Annotated in this window: 9 protein-coding genes and 1 tRNA gene; 5 read left to right on the top strand and 5 right to left on the bottom strand. The window is 67.1% G+C overall.

Going from position 1 to position 15904, the window contains the following annotated elements; genetic code table 11:
• Positions 1 to 10: 10 nt before the first annotated feature.
• From OIM94_RS09655 to OIM94_RS09645, 3 genes are all read right to left on the bottom strand, one after another.
• Entirely contained in the window at positions 11 to 3049 is a 3039-nt protein-coding gene (locus OIM94_RS09655; RefSeq protein WP_264606525.1) for a TonB-dependent receptor, read from the bottom strand.
• A 206-nt stretch (positions 3050 to 3255) separates the two neighbouring features.
• Entirely contained in the window at positions 3256 to 4059 is an 804-nt protein-coding gene (locus tag OIM94_RS09650; RefSeq protein ID WP_264606524.1) for a GDSL-type esterase/lipase family protein, read from the bottom strand.
• Positions 4056 to 5030 carry an alpha/beta hydrolase gene (locus OIM94_RS09645; RefSeq protein ID WP_264606523.1) on the bottom strand — a complete coding sequence of 325 codons (975 nt, stop codon included), beginning with the start codon at positions 5028 to 5030 and terminating at the stop codon, positions 4056 to 4058. Before OIM94_RS09645 ends, OIM94_RS09650 begins: the two co-directional genes overlap by 4 nt.
• A 172-nt stretch (positions 5031 to 5202) precedes the next feature.
• Here OIM94_RS09645 and OIM94_RS09640 point away from each other — a divergent pair, with 172 nt between their 5' ends.
• The 4 genes from OIM94_RS09640 to OIM94_RS09625 are packed head-to-tail and all read left to right on the top strand — an operon-like array spanning position 5203 to position 13547.
• The gene (locus OIM94_RS09640) at positions 5203 to 7410 is read left to right on the top strand and encodes a hypothetical protein (protein WP_264606522.1); all 2208 of its coding nucleotides are present in this window, start codon (positions 5203 to 5205) and stop codon (positions 7408 to 7410) included.
• A complete protein-coding gene (locus tag OIM94_RS09635; protein ID WP_264606521.1) occupies positions 7407 to 9029 on the top strand; it encodes a DUF5597 domain-containing protein in 1623 nt (540 codons plus the stop codon). Before OIM94_RS09640 ends, OIM94_RS09635 begins: the two co-directional genes overlap by 4 nt.
• A 35-nt stretch (positions 9030 to 9064) precedes the next feature.
• Positions 9065 to 11935 carry a TIM-barrel domain-containing protein gene (locus OIM94_RS09630; protein ID WP_264606520.1) on the top strand — a complete coding sequence of 957 codons (2871 nt, stop codon included), beginning with the start codon at positions 9065 to 9067 and terminating at the stop codon, positions 11933 to 11935.
• A 1-nt stretch (position 11936) separates the two neighbouring features.
• Entirely contained in the window at positions 11937 to 13547 is a 1611-nt protein-coding gene (locus OIM94_RS09625) for an alpha-L-fucosidase (RefSeq protein WP_264606519.1), read from the top strand.
• 204 nt (positions 13548 to 13751) lie between these two features.
• Here the strand turns inward: OIM94_RS09625 and OIM94_RS09620 are convergent.
• Positions 13752 to 13826, bottom strand: a tRNA-Thr gene (locus OIM94_RS09620).
• Positions 13827 to 13927: 101 nt separating this feature from the next.
• Here OIM94_RS09620 and OIM94_RS09615 point away from each other — a divergent pair.
• Positions 13928 to 14065 carry a hypothetical protein gene (locus OIM94_RS09615; protein WP_264606518.1) on the top strand — a complete coding sequence of 46 codons (138 nt, stop codon included), beginning with the start codon at positions 13928 to 13930 and terminating at the stop codon, positions 14063 to 14065.
• Between the two features lie 36 nt (positions 14066 to 14101).
• On the opposite strand, the gene OIM94_RS09610 is transcribed toward OIM94_RS09615, so the two are convergent.
• Entirely contained in the window at positions 14102 to 15898 is a 1797-nt protein-coding gene (locus OIM94_RS09610) for an aminopeptidase P family protein (protein ID WP_264606517.1), read from the bottom strand.
• Between the last annotated feature and the right edge of the window lie 6 nt (positions 15899 to 15904).

Genomic DNA, 15904 nt, shown 5'->3' with positions numbered 1-15904 from the left:
AGGAGGAGGGTTAGAAGACCGAGCGGAACAGGAAGGCGAAGCGCCGATCCGTGTCGGTCCAGCCGTAGCGCGGCTTCAGATTGGGATCGCCCACATCGAGGAAGGTGCGCGAGTTGAGCAGGTTGTAGCCCTGCACGCCGATCTTGATGTGCTTGTTGAGCGAATAGAGGATCGACGCGTCGAGCTGCCCGTAGCTTTCCGACCAGACGGGGTAGTTGATGTTCGCCGCCGAGGTGGTGAGCAGATAGTGCGAGCGCCAGTTGTATGCCGCACGCGCCGAGATGCCGTACTTCTCGTACACCAGGGCCGCGTTGTACGAATATTTCGACAGGCCCTCGAGCGGCAGGGTGAGGCCCGAATTGTTCACCTGGGTCGAATCGAACACGTTGACCGCGGTGTTCTTGCCGCCCGACGAGTCGACGAACGTGTAGTTGCCGCTGAAGCCCAGGCCGCCCAGCGCGCCGGGAAGCATGTCGAAGAACTGCGTGTAGCCGATCTCGAAGCCCTTGATCTTGCCGCTCGAACCGTTGGTCTGCTGCGTCACGTCGAAGGTCAGGGTCTGGCCGTTCGCGGTGAAGGTCTGCTTGGTCGTGCCGGCGAAGATGTAGTTCGAGATGTCCTTGTAGAAGCCGGCGAAGGTCAGGCTGTTCGAACGCCCGAAATAATATTCGAGGCTGACGTCGAACTGATTCGAGCGGGTCGGCTTCAGGTTCGGATTGCCCGCGCTGCCGACGAACGGGGTCAGCGCACCGTTGGCGCCGACGCCGGTGCCGATGCCGGTGACCGAATCGAAGCTGTAGCTCAGCGAGACATAGGGGTTGAGCTGCGCGAAGGTCGGCCGGACAATCGCCTTGGCTGCGGCGAGGCGGAGCTGGAGATTGTCCTTCAGGAAGAAGCGCAGGTTCAGGCTGGGCAGCACGTCCGTATAGGAGCCGTTGCCCGTGGTCGGCTGGGTGATCGTGCCCCCGGCGAACTTGAACGCCGCGGTATAGTTGGCGCAGTCGGTCGCGTTCACCGTCTGGCCCGCACGCGGACCGGTGGTGATCGGCGTGCCGACGACGCACAGGCCCGGCGACGAGGTCGGCGCGCCGACGGTGATCGGCGTGCCGGTCGCCCCGTTTTCGGTACGGATCACGCGAACGCCGATGTTACCGTCGAAATGGCCGAGCGGGCTCTGGTCCATGCCGAAGCGGACCAGCCCATAGCCCGCGATGGTCTTCTCGGTCTGGTCGTTGATGCCGCCCGGGTTCTTGCTGTAATCGTCGCTCAGCGGCGACCAGCCCCAGCCGTTCGACAGCGTGCTCTTCAGATAGCTGTTGGCATAAGCCGTGCCGTTCTGAACGAGATTGGCCGAGGGGAACCAGAAGCCCGCGCCCGGCGAGGGCAGCTTGCCACGGAAGAAGTTGTTGTAGTTCACCAGCTGCGTCTGGTTCGGCAGGTCCGGATTCTGTGGCAGGCTCGGCCAGCCGGTCTGATTCAGGAACACCGCACTGCCGGGCTGCCAATACTGCGCCGAGAGCAGGCCCCAGTTGTAGGTGCTCTGGCGGGTGGTGGCGGCGCGATCGGTATAGCGGCCGCCGACACGGATCGACTTCAGGAAATCGCTGTCGGTGAAGGTATATTCGACGTCGGCGCGCGTCGCCCACTCGTCGGCCTCGTTGTCCTCGATGTGATCCATCGCGGCGGCCCACCAGTAGAGATTCTTGTTGGTGAGCGACTGGCTGCTGTTGGTCGGCGTCATCGTCATCGACGGATCGTCGCCGCTGAAGTCGAACGCGATCGTGGTCGGGATGTTGGCGCCGGTGAACGCCGTCATGCTGTACACCTTCGCGGTGGACTTGATGTACTGCAGATCGGCGCTGACCGCCCAGTTCTCGTTCGGCACCCAGCGCAGGTTGCCCGAGAAGTCCTGAGTCTTCTTGTCCTGGCTGCCGGCGCGCGTGTCGAGATTGAGGTTGCGGTTCTGAATCACGCCGGACTGCAGCTCGCGGTTCGGCCCGAACTTGTAGCTCGAATTGTCCGACGAGGGCGTGTCATAGTCGCCCACCGCATATTCGATGTCGTGCGGCGTCGCCTTGGAGATCAGTGCTTCCAGGGTCAGCGTCAGCGTGTCGCTCGGCTTCCACTGGAACGAGCCGTCGAATGCGGTGCGCTTCTGCTGCCAGTCGATGCGGCGGAAGCCCATGCCGGCGGGGATGTAGACGTTGGTGCCCGCGGCGAGGCCGTCCTGCGCCTTGGTCAGCGTGCCGCGGTCATAGCGACCGGCGGTGATGCTGTCGGTGCGGTTGCCGATATTGTTGATCGAGTAGCTGAGCAGCAGGCCCATCTCGCCGAGCGGGGTGTTCCAGCGGCCGCTGGCGAGCGCGTTGCCCGACCAGTAGGTCTTCTTGCGCAGATCGGCATAGTTGGCGTCGCCCGACAGCGCGAAGACATAGCCAGGCGCGTCGAACGGCTTGCGCGTGCGCAAGTTGACGATGCCGCCGATGCCGCCTTCGACCAGCTCGGCCGAGGGGTTCTTGAACACGTCGACGCCGACGAGCAGGTCGGACGACACGTCCTCGAACGACAGCCCGCGGCCGTTGTTCGCCGAGAAGACGTCGCGGCCGTTGAGTTCCGAGCGGACCCAGGAGAGGCCGCGAATGAACACGCCGCCGCCTTCGGAGGACAGGCGGGCAGGATCGCGGTTTTCGTTGGTGCGCTGGAGCGTCACGCCCGGCACGCGCTGCAGCGCTTCCGAAACCGAGCGGTCGGGAAGGGCGCCGATGTCCTGCGCGGTGATCGAGTCGACGACCTGTTCGGCGTCGCGCTTGCGGTTGCGCGCGCTCTGCAGCGAGGCGCGGATGCCGGTGACGACGATTTCCTGTCCGGTCGCCTCGGCAGGGGCTGCGTCCTGCGTGGCGGCCTCGCTGCCCTGCGGGGCGGCGGCAGCGGTCTGCGCCAGCGCCATCCCCGGCGCCGCGAGCAGTGACAACGTTGCCACCGATGCGCCGGCGCGCAGCAGGGCGTTGAACGAAGTCGTCTGCAGAGATGATGTGAAGCGGTTGGTCACGAAGTCCCCTCCCTCGGCGCTACGGCGCCATACCCAAGTGATCGAGGCCGGAGGGGCTCCTCTAGAGCGCCTGCGCCGGCGGTGCCGGTTTCTCCCAGCATCCGATGTTTGCGCTACCATGGCGTCTGATTTATCGCAACAATAATGTGAAACTTAGCTTCACCGGTGAAATCTGGTTATCGTTAACGCGAAAAGATTCCTATAATTCAGGGTGTTGGATTTTTCCGCGTCAGCGACCATGCGATCGCTTTTGTTGCTATCGGCGTCATCAGCGCATAGCCGGCCGGCAGCGGGTGAATGCCGTCCGTGGTGAGCTCCCGGCGCATCCGTCCGCGCGCATCGGCAAGGGCGGCGGCATAGTCGGCAAAGGCGAAATGGCGTCGGCGCGCCAGCGCGCGCAGCGCGTCGTTGATCGCCCGCAGCTCGGCCGGCTTGCGTTCCGCCACCACGTTGCGGGCGGCGTCGCTATAGTCGTTCACCGGCAGGATCGAACAGAGCACGACCGCGATGCCGTGCGCCGCCGCGATATCCGCCATCGCCTCGATATTGGCAGTGATCGACTCGGCGCTTTCCGCCTGCAGGAAGCCGGTCACGTCATTGACGCCGCCAAGGATCACGACGACGCGCGGGCGCAGCGCCACCACGTCCTGCTCGAACCGGACGAGCATCTGTGCGGTCACCTGGCTGCCGATGCCGCGGTTGACATAGGGCTTGCCGGGAAAGCTCTTCGCGAGATCCCAGCCGTCGGTGATCGAGTCGCCGAGGAACACGACCCGCTGCTCGCCCTTGCGCGGCGGCGGCAGCGCGGCGTTCGCGGGCGCGTAGAGATAGCGTTCGCCAAAATCCTGCATCATGCTTGGCACCAGCCTGGCTCGAAATGGTCCGAGCCAACGGCCCCAGTCGCGCCGGTCCTCCACGGTGCGCCGCTCGGGGCTCGAACGATAGGGCGGCTCGGGGTCGGCGGCGCCGGCGAGCAGGAGCGCCAGCAGCGGCGCCGCCACCCGGATCATGCCGCCAGCACGCCGCTGCGCCGGGCATAGGCGGCAAACAGCACCGGCCAGGCCGCGGCGGGGACGGTCTTGGGCAGGCGGACGCCGAAGCCGTGGCCGCCCTGGTCGAACGCGTGCAGCTCGGCCGGGCGCTGCGCCGCGATCATCGCCTGGTAGAGCGCCAGGCTGTTGGCGATCGGCACCAGCCCGTCATCGCTGGCATGGGTAAGGAAGATCGGCGGGGTGTCGGCGGTCACGCGGTTCTCCACCGAAGCGGCGGCGAGCGCCTTGGCGCCGGCACCGGTGCCGAACAGATTGTCGCGCGAGCCGCCATGGGTGAAGGGCGCGGCGAGGCTGACCACCGGATAGATCAGGCCGGCCAGATCGGGCCGCGCCGAAAGCTGGTCGGCGGCATCGACCGGGGCATAGACGCGCTCGGCATGGCGGGTGGCCAGGCTGCCGGCGAGATGGCCGCCCGCCGAGAAGCCGAGCGCCAGCACCCGCGCGGGATCGACCCCCCAGCGCTTCGCCGAGGCGCGGATCAGCCGCAGGCCGCGCTGCGCATCGGCCAGCGGCACGGTGGCGCGGTTCGCCCAGCCTTCGGTGGGAATGCGGTAGCGCAGGATGAAGGCGGTGACGCCGATCGCGTTCAGCCAGCGCGCCTGTTCCTCGCCCTCGTTATCGATTGCGAGGAAGCCATAGCCGCCGCCCGGGATCAGCATCACCGCGGTGCCGTTGGGCCGCGCGGCGCGCCGCACGGTGAGCGAGGGCTGGCCGATCCCCGTCAGCCAGCGATCGTTGAACGCGGGGTCCTTCGAACGCTGATCATATTTCGGGCTGGGCAGGGTTGCGGGGGCGCCGGGAGGCGATCCGGGCCAGAGCGGCAGCACCTCGTCGCCATCGGCCTGGAACGCGTGCGCCGGCAAGGCTGCCGCACCGGCGGCAAGGGTCATGGCGCCCAGCAGGTTGCGTCGGTTAAGCTCTTGAGACATCCTTGTTTCCTCCCCTCGTCCACGGTTCGCATCGTGGCGGTTGATGATGAGTAGCTACATCCACCTGTAAAAGTAAATTTCCAATCGGCGGTTTCTTTCCGCAACTGGTAGCGCTAACCTGTGGACGCAGGATCGTAAACCGGTAAGGCTGCCGGACGCGGGAGGGGAAGGAATGGCGCGTTCCATGTCGCTTGGCATGATCGCGGTGCTGGTCGGGTTGGCCGCGCCGGTGCCGGCGCTGGCGCAGGCCGCGATCCCCTATCAATGGCGCAACGTTACCGTCGGTGCGGGCGGCTACGCGCCCGGCATCGTGTTCAGCCCGGCCGAACCCGGGCTCGCCTATCTGCGTACCGACATGGGTGGGGCCTATCGCTGGGATGCGGCGCAGGCGCGCTGGATCGCGTTGCAGGATGGCAACGTTGTCTCCAGCTATATGGGGATCGAGAGTATCGCTCCCGATCCGCGCGATCCGGCCCTGGTCTATATGGCGGCGGGGATGCACGCACAGGCGCCCGCCGCGATCCTCCGCTCGGCCGACCGTGGCCGCAGTTGGCATGTGACGCCGGTGCCGTTCGCGATGGGCGGCAACGAGGCAGGCCGGGGGCTGGGCGAGCGGCTCGCGATCGATCCCGACCGGACCGCCACGCTGCTTTTCGGCTCGCGGCACGACGGGCTGTGGCGCAGCGACGATGCCGGCGCGCACTGGACGAAGGTCGCGCGCTTCCCCGTTCCGGGTCTCGGTGCACCGGCGGCGCGGCAGACGCATGGCGGGATTGCCTTCGTGCTGTTCGATCCGTCGAGCGGCGCAGGCGGGCAGGGGTCGCGGCGGATCTGGGCAGGCATTGCCGATCCCGGCGCGACGCATCTCTATCGATCGGAGGATGGCGGCGCACACTGGTCGGCAGTCGCCGGCCCCGGGCCGGACATGCTGGCGGTGAAGGCCGCGATCGCGTCCGACGGCACGCTCTATGTCGGCTATGCGACCGGGATCGGCCAAAGCGACGCGCGTGGCGGTGCGGTGTGGCGCTTCACTCCCGACGGGCGCGGCCAGGCGATCACCCCGCCGGATCACCGCGAGGGTGGCATTCTCGGCGTAGCGGTCGCGGCCTCGGCGCCGGGCACCGTCGCGATCAGCACGCTCGATCGCTACGCGCTGGGGGACACGTTGTGGCTGTCGCGCGATGGCGGCGCACATTGGAAGGATCTGGGGCCGCGCAGCCGCCGCGACGTCTCCGCCACGCCCTTCCTGCTCCACGAGGGCAAGGGTGCCGATTTCGGCCACTGGATCACCGGGCTGGCCATCGATCCCTTCGATGCGGGGCACATCGCCTACACCACCGGGGCGACCGTCTATGCCACGGCGGCAGCGGGCGCGGACGCGATCGACTGGGCACCCTGGGCCCGCGGCATCGAGCAGACCGCGATCATCACGCTCACTTCGCCGACCGGCGGCGCGCATCTCGTGTCGGGGTTCGGCGACATTGCGGGGTTCGTCCACGACGATTTCGGCGTCTCGCCGCAACCCAGCTTTACCAACCCCTATCTCTCGAACACCAACACGCTCGACTATGCGGGGCGTAAGCCTGCGGTGATCGTGCGCAGCGGCAGCCTCTACGCCAACCGGCCGCGGGATGCGTCGCTCGGCCGCTCCGAGGATGGCGGACGCACCTGGACGCCGGTGCGGGTGCCGGCAATGGGCAGCCCGCCCGCGCGCGCCGACCTCAATGGCGAGGCGGCGATCAGCGTCTCGGCCGATGGTGCCGCGATGCTGGTCGCCGCGCCCGAGCCGATGCTGACGCGCGACGGCGGTGCAACCTGGCAGCGCGTGGCGGGTCTTCCGGGCAGCACCCGCGCCACCGCCGACAAGGTCGATGCCAGCCGCTTCTATGCGGTGAGCGAGGCCCATCTGCTCGGCTCGCGCGACGGGGGCGCGCATTTCGCGCCGTTGCCAGGGAGCGGCCTGCCTGCCGACCTGTCCGCCGCGCGCATCCGCCATCGCGAGCAGCCGTCGACCCTGGTCGCCTCGCCCTTCGCGGCGGGCGAGCTTTGGCTGAAGCTTGGCGGGCAGCTGTGGCGCAGCATCGATGGGGGCGCGTCGTTCCGCCCGGCGAGCGGTGCGCTGCAGGTGGAGCTGTTCGGGCTGGGCAGGGGGCGGGGGCGCACGCCCGCGCTCTATGCGGTCGGCACGCTGGCCGGCCTGCGCGCCGTGTGGCGCTCGGACGATTTCGGGAAACACTGGGCGCGGATCAACGACGACGGGCACCAATGGGGCCTGCGATTCCGCGTCATTTCAGGCGACCCGCGCGTCGCCGGCCGGGTATATCTCGGCACCGACGGGCGCGGGCTGTTGTACGGCGATCCTGCAGGGGAGAGGAAATGAGACTGGATGTGCTGGGAGGCGCCGCGCTGGCGCTGGTACTCGCAGGCACGGCGGCCGCGCAGACGGTGACACCGGTGCCGCATATCGAGAGCAGGAACGGTCGCCACGCGCTGATCGTCGACGGCGCGCCCTTCCTGATGCTGGGCGGGCAGGTCAATAATTCGAGCAACTATGCCGCGCCGCTCGCCACCGCCTGGGATGTGCTCGACCGGATGCATGCCAACACCGTGGAAGTGCCGATCTCTTGGCAGCAGGTCGAGCCGCGCGAGGGGCAGTTCGACCTCAGCTTTTTACAGACGCTGCTCGATCAGGCCCGCGCGCACGACAAGCGCGTGGTGCTGCTATGGTTCGGCACGTGGAAGAACACCAGCTACAGCTACACGCCCGACTGGGTGAAGCTGGATGCGAAGCGCTTTCCGCGGATGAAGACGCGCGACGGCAAGGATCACGGCGTGCTGAGCGCGCATGGCGCCGAGACGCTCAAGGCCGACATGCGCGCCTTCGTGAAGGTGATGGAATATTTGCGCGATCACGATCCGCAGAACACCGTGATCCTGGTCCAGCCCGAGAACGAGACCGGCAGCTATCGCAACCCCCGCGACTATTCGGCGGAAGGCAACCGCCTGTTCGCGCAGGCGATCCCCGCCGAACTCGCGAAGAAGATCGGCAAGCGCGGCACCTGGTCGCAGGCGTTCGGCGCGCAGGCCGACCGCGCGTTCAACAGCTGGTATGTCGCGCGCTATGTCAACGCCATCGCCGCGGCGGGCAAGGCGGTGAAGCCGCTGCCGATGTACGTCAACGCAGCCCTTGCCGGCCCCTCCAACGTCCCCGATCCGGACGGCGTGGCGAGCGGCGGGCCGCAGCAGGACGTGCTTGATATCTGGAAGGCGGCCGCCCCTTCGCTCGATTTCGCCGCGCCGGACCTCTATGATCGCAGCAGCGAGAATGTGTCGCTCTATCTCGAGAAATATGCGCGGCCGGACAATGCGCTGATGGTGCCCGAAATCGGCAACGCCCGCGAGTTCGCCCGCTTCTTCTACGAGGCGCTGGGGCGCGGCGCGATCGGCTTTGCGCCGTTCGGGATGGACGCCACCGGCTATTTCAACTTCCCGCTCGGCGCGCGCGACCTCGATGCGGCGACGATGGACGCCTTCGCGCTGCCCTATGGCATGCTGAAGGGCATCGCGCGCGACTGGGCGCGGATCGCCTATACCCGCCCCACCTGGGGTGTCGCCAAGCCCGACGACTCCAAGCCGCGCAGCACCACTCTCGGCGGCTGGCAGATTACCGCCAGCTGGGGCGAATGGCAGTTCGGCATGAAGGAATGGACCTTCCTCAAGACCGATCCGGCGCCTTGGGGGGTGCAGAAGATCGGCGGCGTCGCGGTGGCACAGCTTTCCGACGACGAGTTCCTGGTGGTGGGCGACCATGTCCGCGTCACCTTCTCGCCCGCCGAGGGCAGCCCGCCGAACGGTATTCTGCTGCGTGCCGAGGAAGGCAGCTTCGTCGACGGCAAATGGCAGGCGACGCGCGTGTGGAACGGCGACCAGACCGATTACGGCCTCAACCTGATCGACCGACCGCAAATTCTGAAGATCACCATGGGCCGCTATCGCTGAGCGGCGGAAATAGAAGAAAAGCAGGAGACTTGGGCATGAAGAGGGTTTGGTTCGCGGCGCTGCTCGCCGGCAGTGCGATGGCATCGGCGCAGGCGGCGCAGGAGAATGGCTATAGCCGCACCGATACCGGCGTGGTGGTCACGCCGACCGGCGGCAGCGCGGCTCGGGTGGAAGTGAGCGTCCACGGCGACGGCATCTTCCACGTCATTGCGACGCCCAAGGGCGTCGACACCGGCGCGCTCGCACCGAGCCTGATGGCGGCCAACCCGCCGGCCGCCGGCACGTTCGAGGTAGCCCAGGCCAGCGGCCATGTGCTGGTCAAGGCCAAGCGCGCCACCGCCGATATCGAGATCGCCACCGGCCGGGTCCGCTTCACCGATGCCAAGGGCCGCGAGCTGCTCGCCGAGTCCGGCCAGGCCGCGTTCAAACCGGTGACGGTGGCGGGCAAGCCGTTCGTTGCGGTCAGCCAGCAGTTCAACCGCGGCACCGACGAAGGCCTGTACGGCCTGGGCCAGCACCAGAACGCCCAGATGAACTATAATGGCGAGGACGTCGAACTCGCCCAGCACAACATGGACATCGCCGTCCCGTTCGTCGTATCGACGCGCAGCTACGGCCTGCTGTGGGACAATGCCAGCATCAGCCGCTTCGGCAACCCCAAGCCCTATACGCTGGTGGGCGAGGGGCTGAAGGTGACGAGCGACGGCAAGCCGGGCTGGAAGGCCGAGTATTTCCTCGACGGTAAGCTCGCGGTCGCGCGTCAGGAAGCGACGATCAACTACCAGTACATCAAGGACCAGAAGAACTGGCCCGACGCGGCCAAGGCGCAGACCGTTGCCGCGACGGGCGGACAGAACACGGCCGGCAACGCGGTGCAGAAGCAGACCGTGGTGTGGACGGGCGACCTCCAGCCCGACGTGACCGGCACCCACAAGTTCCAGCTCTATGGCTCGAGCTATTACAAGGTCTATGCCGACGGGAAGCTGGTGCTCGATCGCTGGCGCCAGAACTGGAACCCTTGGTACGCCAATTTCGACCTGCCGATGGTCAAGGGCAAGCCGGTCCAGATCCGCATCGAGTGGGACCCCAATGCCGGTTACATGGCGTTGCTCCACAACGATCCGCTGCCCGCGCAGGACCGCCATTCGGTGTGGTTCACCAGCGAGGTGGGCCAGGCCAAGAACTACTGGTTCGTCCCCGCCGACACGCTGGACGGCGTGATCGCCGGCTATCGCCAGATCACCGGCAAGGCCGAGATGATGCCGAAGTGGGTGTATGGCTTCTGGCAGTCGCGCCAGCGCTACGACACCGCCGCCGAAGTGACCGGCGTGGTCGACAAATACCGTTCGCTGAACATCCCGCTCGACAATATCGTGCTCGACTGGCGCTATTGGCGCGACGATGCCTGGGGAAGCCACGACTTCGATCCGAGCCGCTTCGCCGATCCCAAGGCGATGATCGACAAGGTACATGGCCAGCACGCCAACTTCATGATCTCGGTCTGGCCGAAATTCTATCCGACGACCGAGAACTACAAGGAGCTGAACGCGGCGGGCGCGGCCTATCAGGGCAATCTGCGGCAGGGCAACAAGGACTGGGTCGGCCCCGGCTACGCCAATACCTTCTACGATCCCTACTCCGCCGAAGGGCGTCGGATCTTCTGGAAGCAGGTTCAAGCCAAGCTGGGCGTGATCGGCACCGATGCCTGGTGGGCCGATGCCAGCGAGCCAGACATGCATTCGAACCTGTCGATCGAGGAGCGGATCGACACCATGGGCCCGACCGCGATCGGCCCGGCGGTGCAGTATTTCAACAGCTATCCGCTGATGAACGCCCGCGCCTTCTTCGAGGGCTGGCGGAGCTTCAAGCCCGACGTGCGGCCTTTCCTGCTGACCCGCTCCGGTTTCGGTGGGCTGCAGCGCTACGGCGCGGCGATCTGGTCGGGCGACGTGGCGACCCGCTGGTACGATCTGCGTGCGCAGATCTCGGCGGGGGTCAACGCCTCGATGTCGGGCCTGCCCAACTGGACGCATGACATTGGCGGCTTCGCGGTGGAGCCGCGCTTCGAGACGAAGAATCCGAAGCCGGAGGACCTCGCCGAGTGGCGCGAGCTCAACCTGCGCTGGTTCCAGTTCGGTGCGTTCAGCCCGCTGTTCCGCAGCCATGGTGAGTTCCCGTATCGCGAGATCTACGAGATTTCGCCCGAAGGCTCGCCGATGCGGGCCTCGATGGTGTGGTACGACCAGCTCCGCTACCGGCTGATGCCCTATATCTACACGCTGGGCGCCGACACCTATATGAAGGACGGCAGCATCATGCGCGGCATGGCGATGGACTTCCCGTCCGATGCGAAGGCGCGCAGCATCAACGACCAGTATCTGTTCGGCGACGCGTTCCTGGTGGCGCCGGTGACCGAGTACAAGGCGCGCAGCCGCACGGTCTATTTCCCCGGCACCGGCACCTGGTACGACTTTGCCACCGCCAAGACCTATCGCGGCGGCACCATCGCCGGGATCCAGGCGCCGGCGGAGCGGATGCCGCTGTTCGTCAAGGCGGGCGCGATCGTGCCGATGGGCCCGGTGACGCAATATGTCGACCAGCAGCGCGATGCGCCGCTGACCGTCACCGTCTATACCGGCGCGAATGGCCAGTTCTCGCTCTACGAGGATGATGGTCGCAGCGAGCAGTACAAGTCGGGCGCGTTCAGCCGCATTGCGCTGACCTATGACGACAAGACCGGCACGCTGACGATCGGCGCGCGCGAGGGCAAGGGCTGGGCGGGCATGCCCGCCGCCCGCAGCTTCCGCGTGAAATGGGTGAGCGCCGGCAAGCCGGGGACCGACGACAATGGCTTCGATACCGAGGTTCGGTATCAGGGCGCGGCCGTCACGGTGAAGCGGGGCTGACATGATCGGAGCAGGGTGGCAGCGGCGCAGCGTGCTGGCGGGGCTTGCCGCCCTGCCGGCGGTCGCGCGGGCGCAGGCGACGGCCGCAGGACCGGTGCAGGCGACCTGGCCGTCGCTGGTGGCGAACTATCGCTATCCGGACTGGTTTCGCGATGCGAAGTTCGGGATCTGGTCGCACTGGGGGCCGCAGTCCGTGCCCGAACAGGGCGACTGGTACGGGCGGCACATGTACATCCAGGGCCACCCGGCCTCGGACTTCCACCGCAAGACCTATGGCCACCCCGCCGATATCGGCTTCATGGAGGTCCAGAATCGCTGGAGCGCCGAGCGCTGGGACCCCGAAGGCCTAATGAAGCGCTATGTGAAGGCAGGCGCGAAGTATTTCGTGTCGCTCGCCTGCCATCACGACAATCTCGACTGCTATGACAGCGCGCATCACGGCTGGAACAGCCTGCGCGTCGGCCCCAAGCGCGACGTGGTCGGCACTTGGGAGAAGGTGGCGCGCGCGCACGGGCTTCGCTTCGGCGTCTCCAACCATGCCTCGCACAGCTGGCACTGGTACCAGACGGCCTATGGCTATGATCCCGAGGGGCCCCGCAGGGGCGAACGCTACGACGCCTTCCGCCTGACCAAGGCGGACGGCGCGGGGAAGTGGTGGGAAGGGCTCGATCCCCAGATCCTCTACACCGGCAAACACATGGTGGCCCCCGACGGCATCGACACGATGCAGGCGATGGGCGCGTGGCACGAGCAGCATGACGGCCAGTGGCTGGAGACGGTGCCGCCCGGCGATATCGACTATGCCAAGCGCTGGCTGCTGCGCCAGATCGACCTGGTCACCAAGTACAAGCCCGATTTCTGCTATTTCGATAATTACGAGCTGCCGTTCGGCCCCATCGGGCTGGCGGCAGTGGCGGACTATTACAACCGCTCGATCGGCTGGCACGGCAAGATCGACGTGGTCGCCACCGCAAAGCAGCTGCATCCCTATGCCCGGTTCGGGCTGGTGCAGGATGTCGAGCGCGGTTTCTCCGACCGTCTGTGGGACGAGCCGTGGCAGACCGACACCTGTCTCGGCGACTGGTTCTATCGGCGCAGCCTCTACACCGACAAGGCCTATCGATCGGCCGACGACGTGCTGCAGCGACTGGCCGATGTGATCTCCAAGAACGGCAACCTGCTGCTTTCCGTGCCCCAGCGCGGGGACGGCACGATCGATTCGGAGGAGGAGAAGATCCTCGACGATCTCGCCGCCTGGATGGCGGTGAACGGCGAGGCGGTGTTCGGCACCCGGCCGTGGCGCAGCTATGGCGAAGGGCCGACCCAGCTCGCCTCGGGGATGCAGAACGAAGGCGCGTTCAAGGGCTTCACCGCACAGGATGTGCGCTTCACCACCAAGGGCGACACGCTGTACCTGTTCTTCCTCAAGGCACCGATGGCGCCGGTAACGGTCAAGGCGCTGGGGCTGAAGGCGGGCCGGGTGGCGCGAGCGCAGCTGCTGGGCGGCGCCGACATTGCCTTTCGCCAGTCCGAGGCAGGGCTGACGGTGACGCTGCCCAAGGGGCTGGGCACGGTGCCGGTGGTACGGATCGAAGGCCTGCGCCGGGCCTGACGGGCGCGGGGCGGTCGCTTCGGCCGCCCCATCGCGCACCTTGCCATTCCCGGGAAGGCGGGAATCCACCTCCCGGGACGCCGGGGTCGAGAACTCCGCTGGCGACCCCAATGAATCGCGGGGTCACGACGATATGCCTGGAGAGGCGAGTCCGTGCAGGACGCCGTGCCCCTGCGGGCAACTTCTTCTGTCAGAAGGGGAAAATGGTGCTGCCGGCGAGGATTGAACTCGCGACCTCAGCCTTACCAAGGATGCGCTCTACCACTGAGCTACGGCAGCACTGTTTTCCAACCGCGGCGACCAGCGCCGTGCGGGAGGCGCCTATTTGCTTGGGGACCCGCGATTGTCAACCCGCATCGCGAAGGTTTATCGCTTTTCGCATGAAGGATGTGGATAAGCAGGCCCGACTGGCCGAAAAACTGCGCGAAAACCTGCGCCGGCGGAAAGCGCAGGCGCGTGGGGCCAAGGCAGACGCCGCCGGGGAGGGGGCGGGAGCGCCCCCCGAATCGGCGGACTGAACGATCCTCCCCGGAAAAGGGAGGATCCGCGGTATTTCACCCGATCGGTGCGCACTTGGCGTCCAGCCATGCGCGCTCCTCGCCCTCCAGCTGCGGCCCGACGATTGCCAGCACCTCGGCATGATAGGCGTCCAGCCAGGCGCGTTCCTCGGCGCTCAGCAGGTCGGGCAGGATCAGGCTGCGTTCGATCGGCGCGAAGGTGAGCGTCTCGAAGCCGAGCATCGGCTTGTCGCCGCCCGGGAGGGTGCGCTCGACGATGTGGACGAGGTTCTCGATGCGAATGCCGTATTCGCCAGCCTTGTAATAGCCCGGCTCGTTCGAGAGGAACATGCCGGCGCGCAACGGCTCCAGCGCCTGCCCGCCCGGATAGGAGGGGGGCGCGATGCGCTGCGGGCCTTCATGCACGGACAAATAGGCGCCGACGCCGTGGCCGGTGCCATGCGCGAAATCGAGCCCGGCTTCCCACAGCGGCCGCCGCGCGAATCCGTCGATCTGTGCGCCGGTGGTGCCGTCCGGAAACAGCGCCGTGGCGATGGCGATATGGCCCTTGAGCACGCGGGTGAAGCGGTCCTTCATCTCGTGGCTCGCCTCGCCCACCGGCATCACGCGGGTAACGTCCGTCGTCCCGTCGCCATACTGGCCGCCCGAGTCGATCAGGAACAGCTGGCCGCGCTCGATCGGCAGGCTCGATTCCTCGGTCACCTTGTAGTGCGGGATCGCGCCATTGGGGCCGGTGGCGGAGATGGTGTCGAAGGACAGGTCCTTCAGCTTGCCGGTCGCCTCGCGGAACCCGCGCAGCTTGTCGGCTGCCGACAGTTCGGTGAGACCGCCCTGCGGTGCGGTTTCCTCGAACCACTTCAGGAAGCGGCTGAGCGCGGCGCCGTCGCGCGCCTGCGCGGCCTTGTGCCCGGCGACTTCGGCGGGGTTCTTGATCGCCTTGGCAAGAATCACCGGATCGCGCAGCGCGACCACGGTGGCGCCGCCGGCTTCCAGCGCGTCGAAGATCGCCGCGACGGCCGTGCCCGGATCGGCCACGACCCGCTTGCCGGCAAAGCCGCCCAATGCCCCCTGGAAGGCGGCGCGATCCTGGATGCGCACGGCGTTGCCGAGATGCTGGCGCACCGCGTCCGTCACCTTCTCCGGGGCGACGAACAGGTCGGCGGTGCCGTCGGCATGGATCACGGTATAGGCAAGCGCGACCGGCGTGTGGCTCACGTCGTCGCCACGGACGTTGAAGGTCCAGGCGATCGAATCGAGCGCGGCGATCACCACCGCATCGGCGTTTCGCGCCTGCAGCCAGTCGGCGATCTCGGCGCGCTTGGCGGCGGAGGACTTGCCCGCCAGCGCCTCGTCCTGCACCGCGAGCGGGGCGTCGGAGGGGCTGGGCTGTCCGGCCCAGACGGCGTCTATCGGATTTCGGGAAACGGCGACCAGCGTCGCGTCCTTGGCCGCCAGCGCCGCGCGGGTTTCCTCCACCCAGGCGCGGGTGTGCAGCCAGGGATCATAGCCGATGCGACCGCCGTCGGGGGCATGGTCGCCGAGCCAGTCGGCAATGCTGGTCGCAGGGACGCCAACATAGTCCCACTGGTCGGCCGAGACCTGCTGGCGAACCTGCAGCGTATAGCGCCCGTCGGTGAAGATCGCCGCCCGGGTGCCGAGCACCACGGCGCTACCCGCCGAGCCCTGAAAGCCGGTGAGCCAGGCCAGTCGCTGGGCATAGGCCCCGACATATTCGGACATGTGCTCGTCGGTGAGCGGCACGACGAACCCGTCTAGCCCATCCTGCGCAAGCTGCGCACGGAGAGCGGTCAGACGGTCGGCATAGCTGGACATACGCAA

The organism is Sphingomonas sp. R1 (assembly GCF_025960285.1).
In the GTDB taxonomy this organism is placed as follows: Bacteria; Pseudomonadota; Alphaproteobacteria; order Sphingomonadales; family Sphingomonadaceae; genus Sphingomonas.
The sequence above is the reverse complement of the archived record's forward strand: the minus strand, read 5'-3'. Positions and strand labels throughout refer to the sequence as shown.

Coding starts and splice junctions, on each gene's coding strand:
- OIM94_RS09640 (WP_264606522.1), top strand. CDS start 5,203: ATGGCGCGTTCCATGTCGCTTGGCATGATCGCGGTGCTGGTCGGGTTG.
- OIM94_RS09645 (WP_264606523.1), bottom strand. CDS start 5,030: ATGTCTCAAGAGCTTAACCGACGCAACCTGCTGGGCGCCATGACCCTT.
- OIM94_RS09615 (WP_264606518.1), top strand. CDS start 13,928: ATGAAGGATGTGGATAAGCAGGCCCGACTGGCCGAAAAACTGCGCGAA.
- OIM94_RS09625 (WP_264606519.1), top strand. CDS start 11,937: ATGATCGGAGCAGGGTGGCAGCGGCGCAGCGTGCTGGCGGGGCTTGCC.
- OIM94_RS09635 (WP_264606521.1), top strand. CDS start 7,407: ATGAGACTGGATGTGCTGGGAGGCGCCGCGCTGGCGCTGGTACTCGCA.
- OIM94_RS09630 (WP_264606520.1), top strand. CDS start 9,065: ATGAAGAGGGTTTGGTTCGCGGCGCTGCTCGCCGGCAGTGCGATGGCA.
- OIM94_RS09650 (WP_264606524.1), bottom strand. CDS start 4,059: ATGATCCGGGTGGCGGCGCCGCTGCTGGCGCTCCTGCTCGCCGGCGCC.
- OIM94_RS09610 (WP_264606517.1), bottom strand. CDS start 15,898: ATGTCCAGCTATGCCGACCGTCTGACCGCTCTCCGTGCGCAGCTTGCG.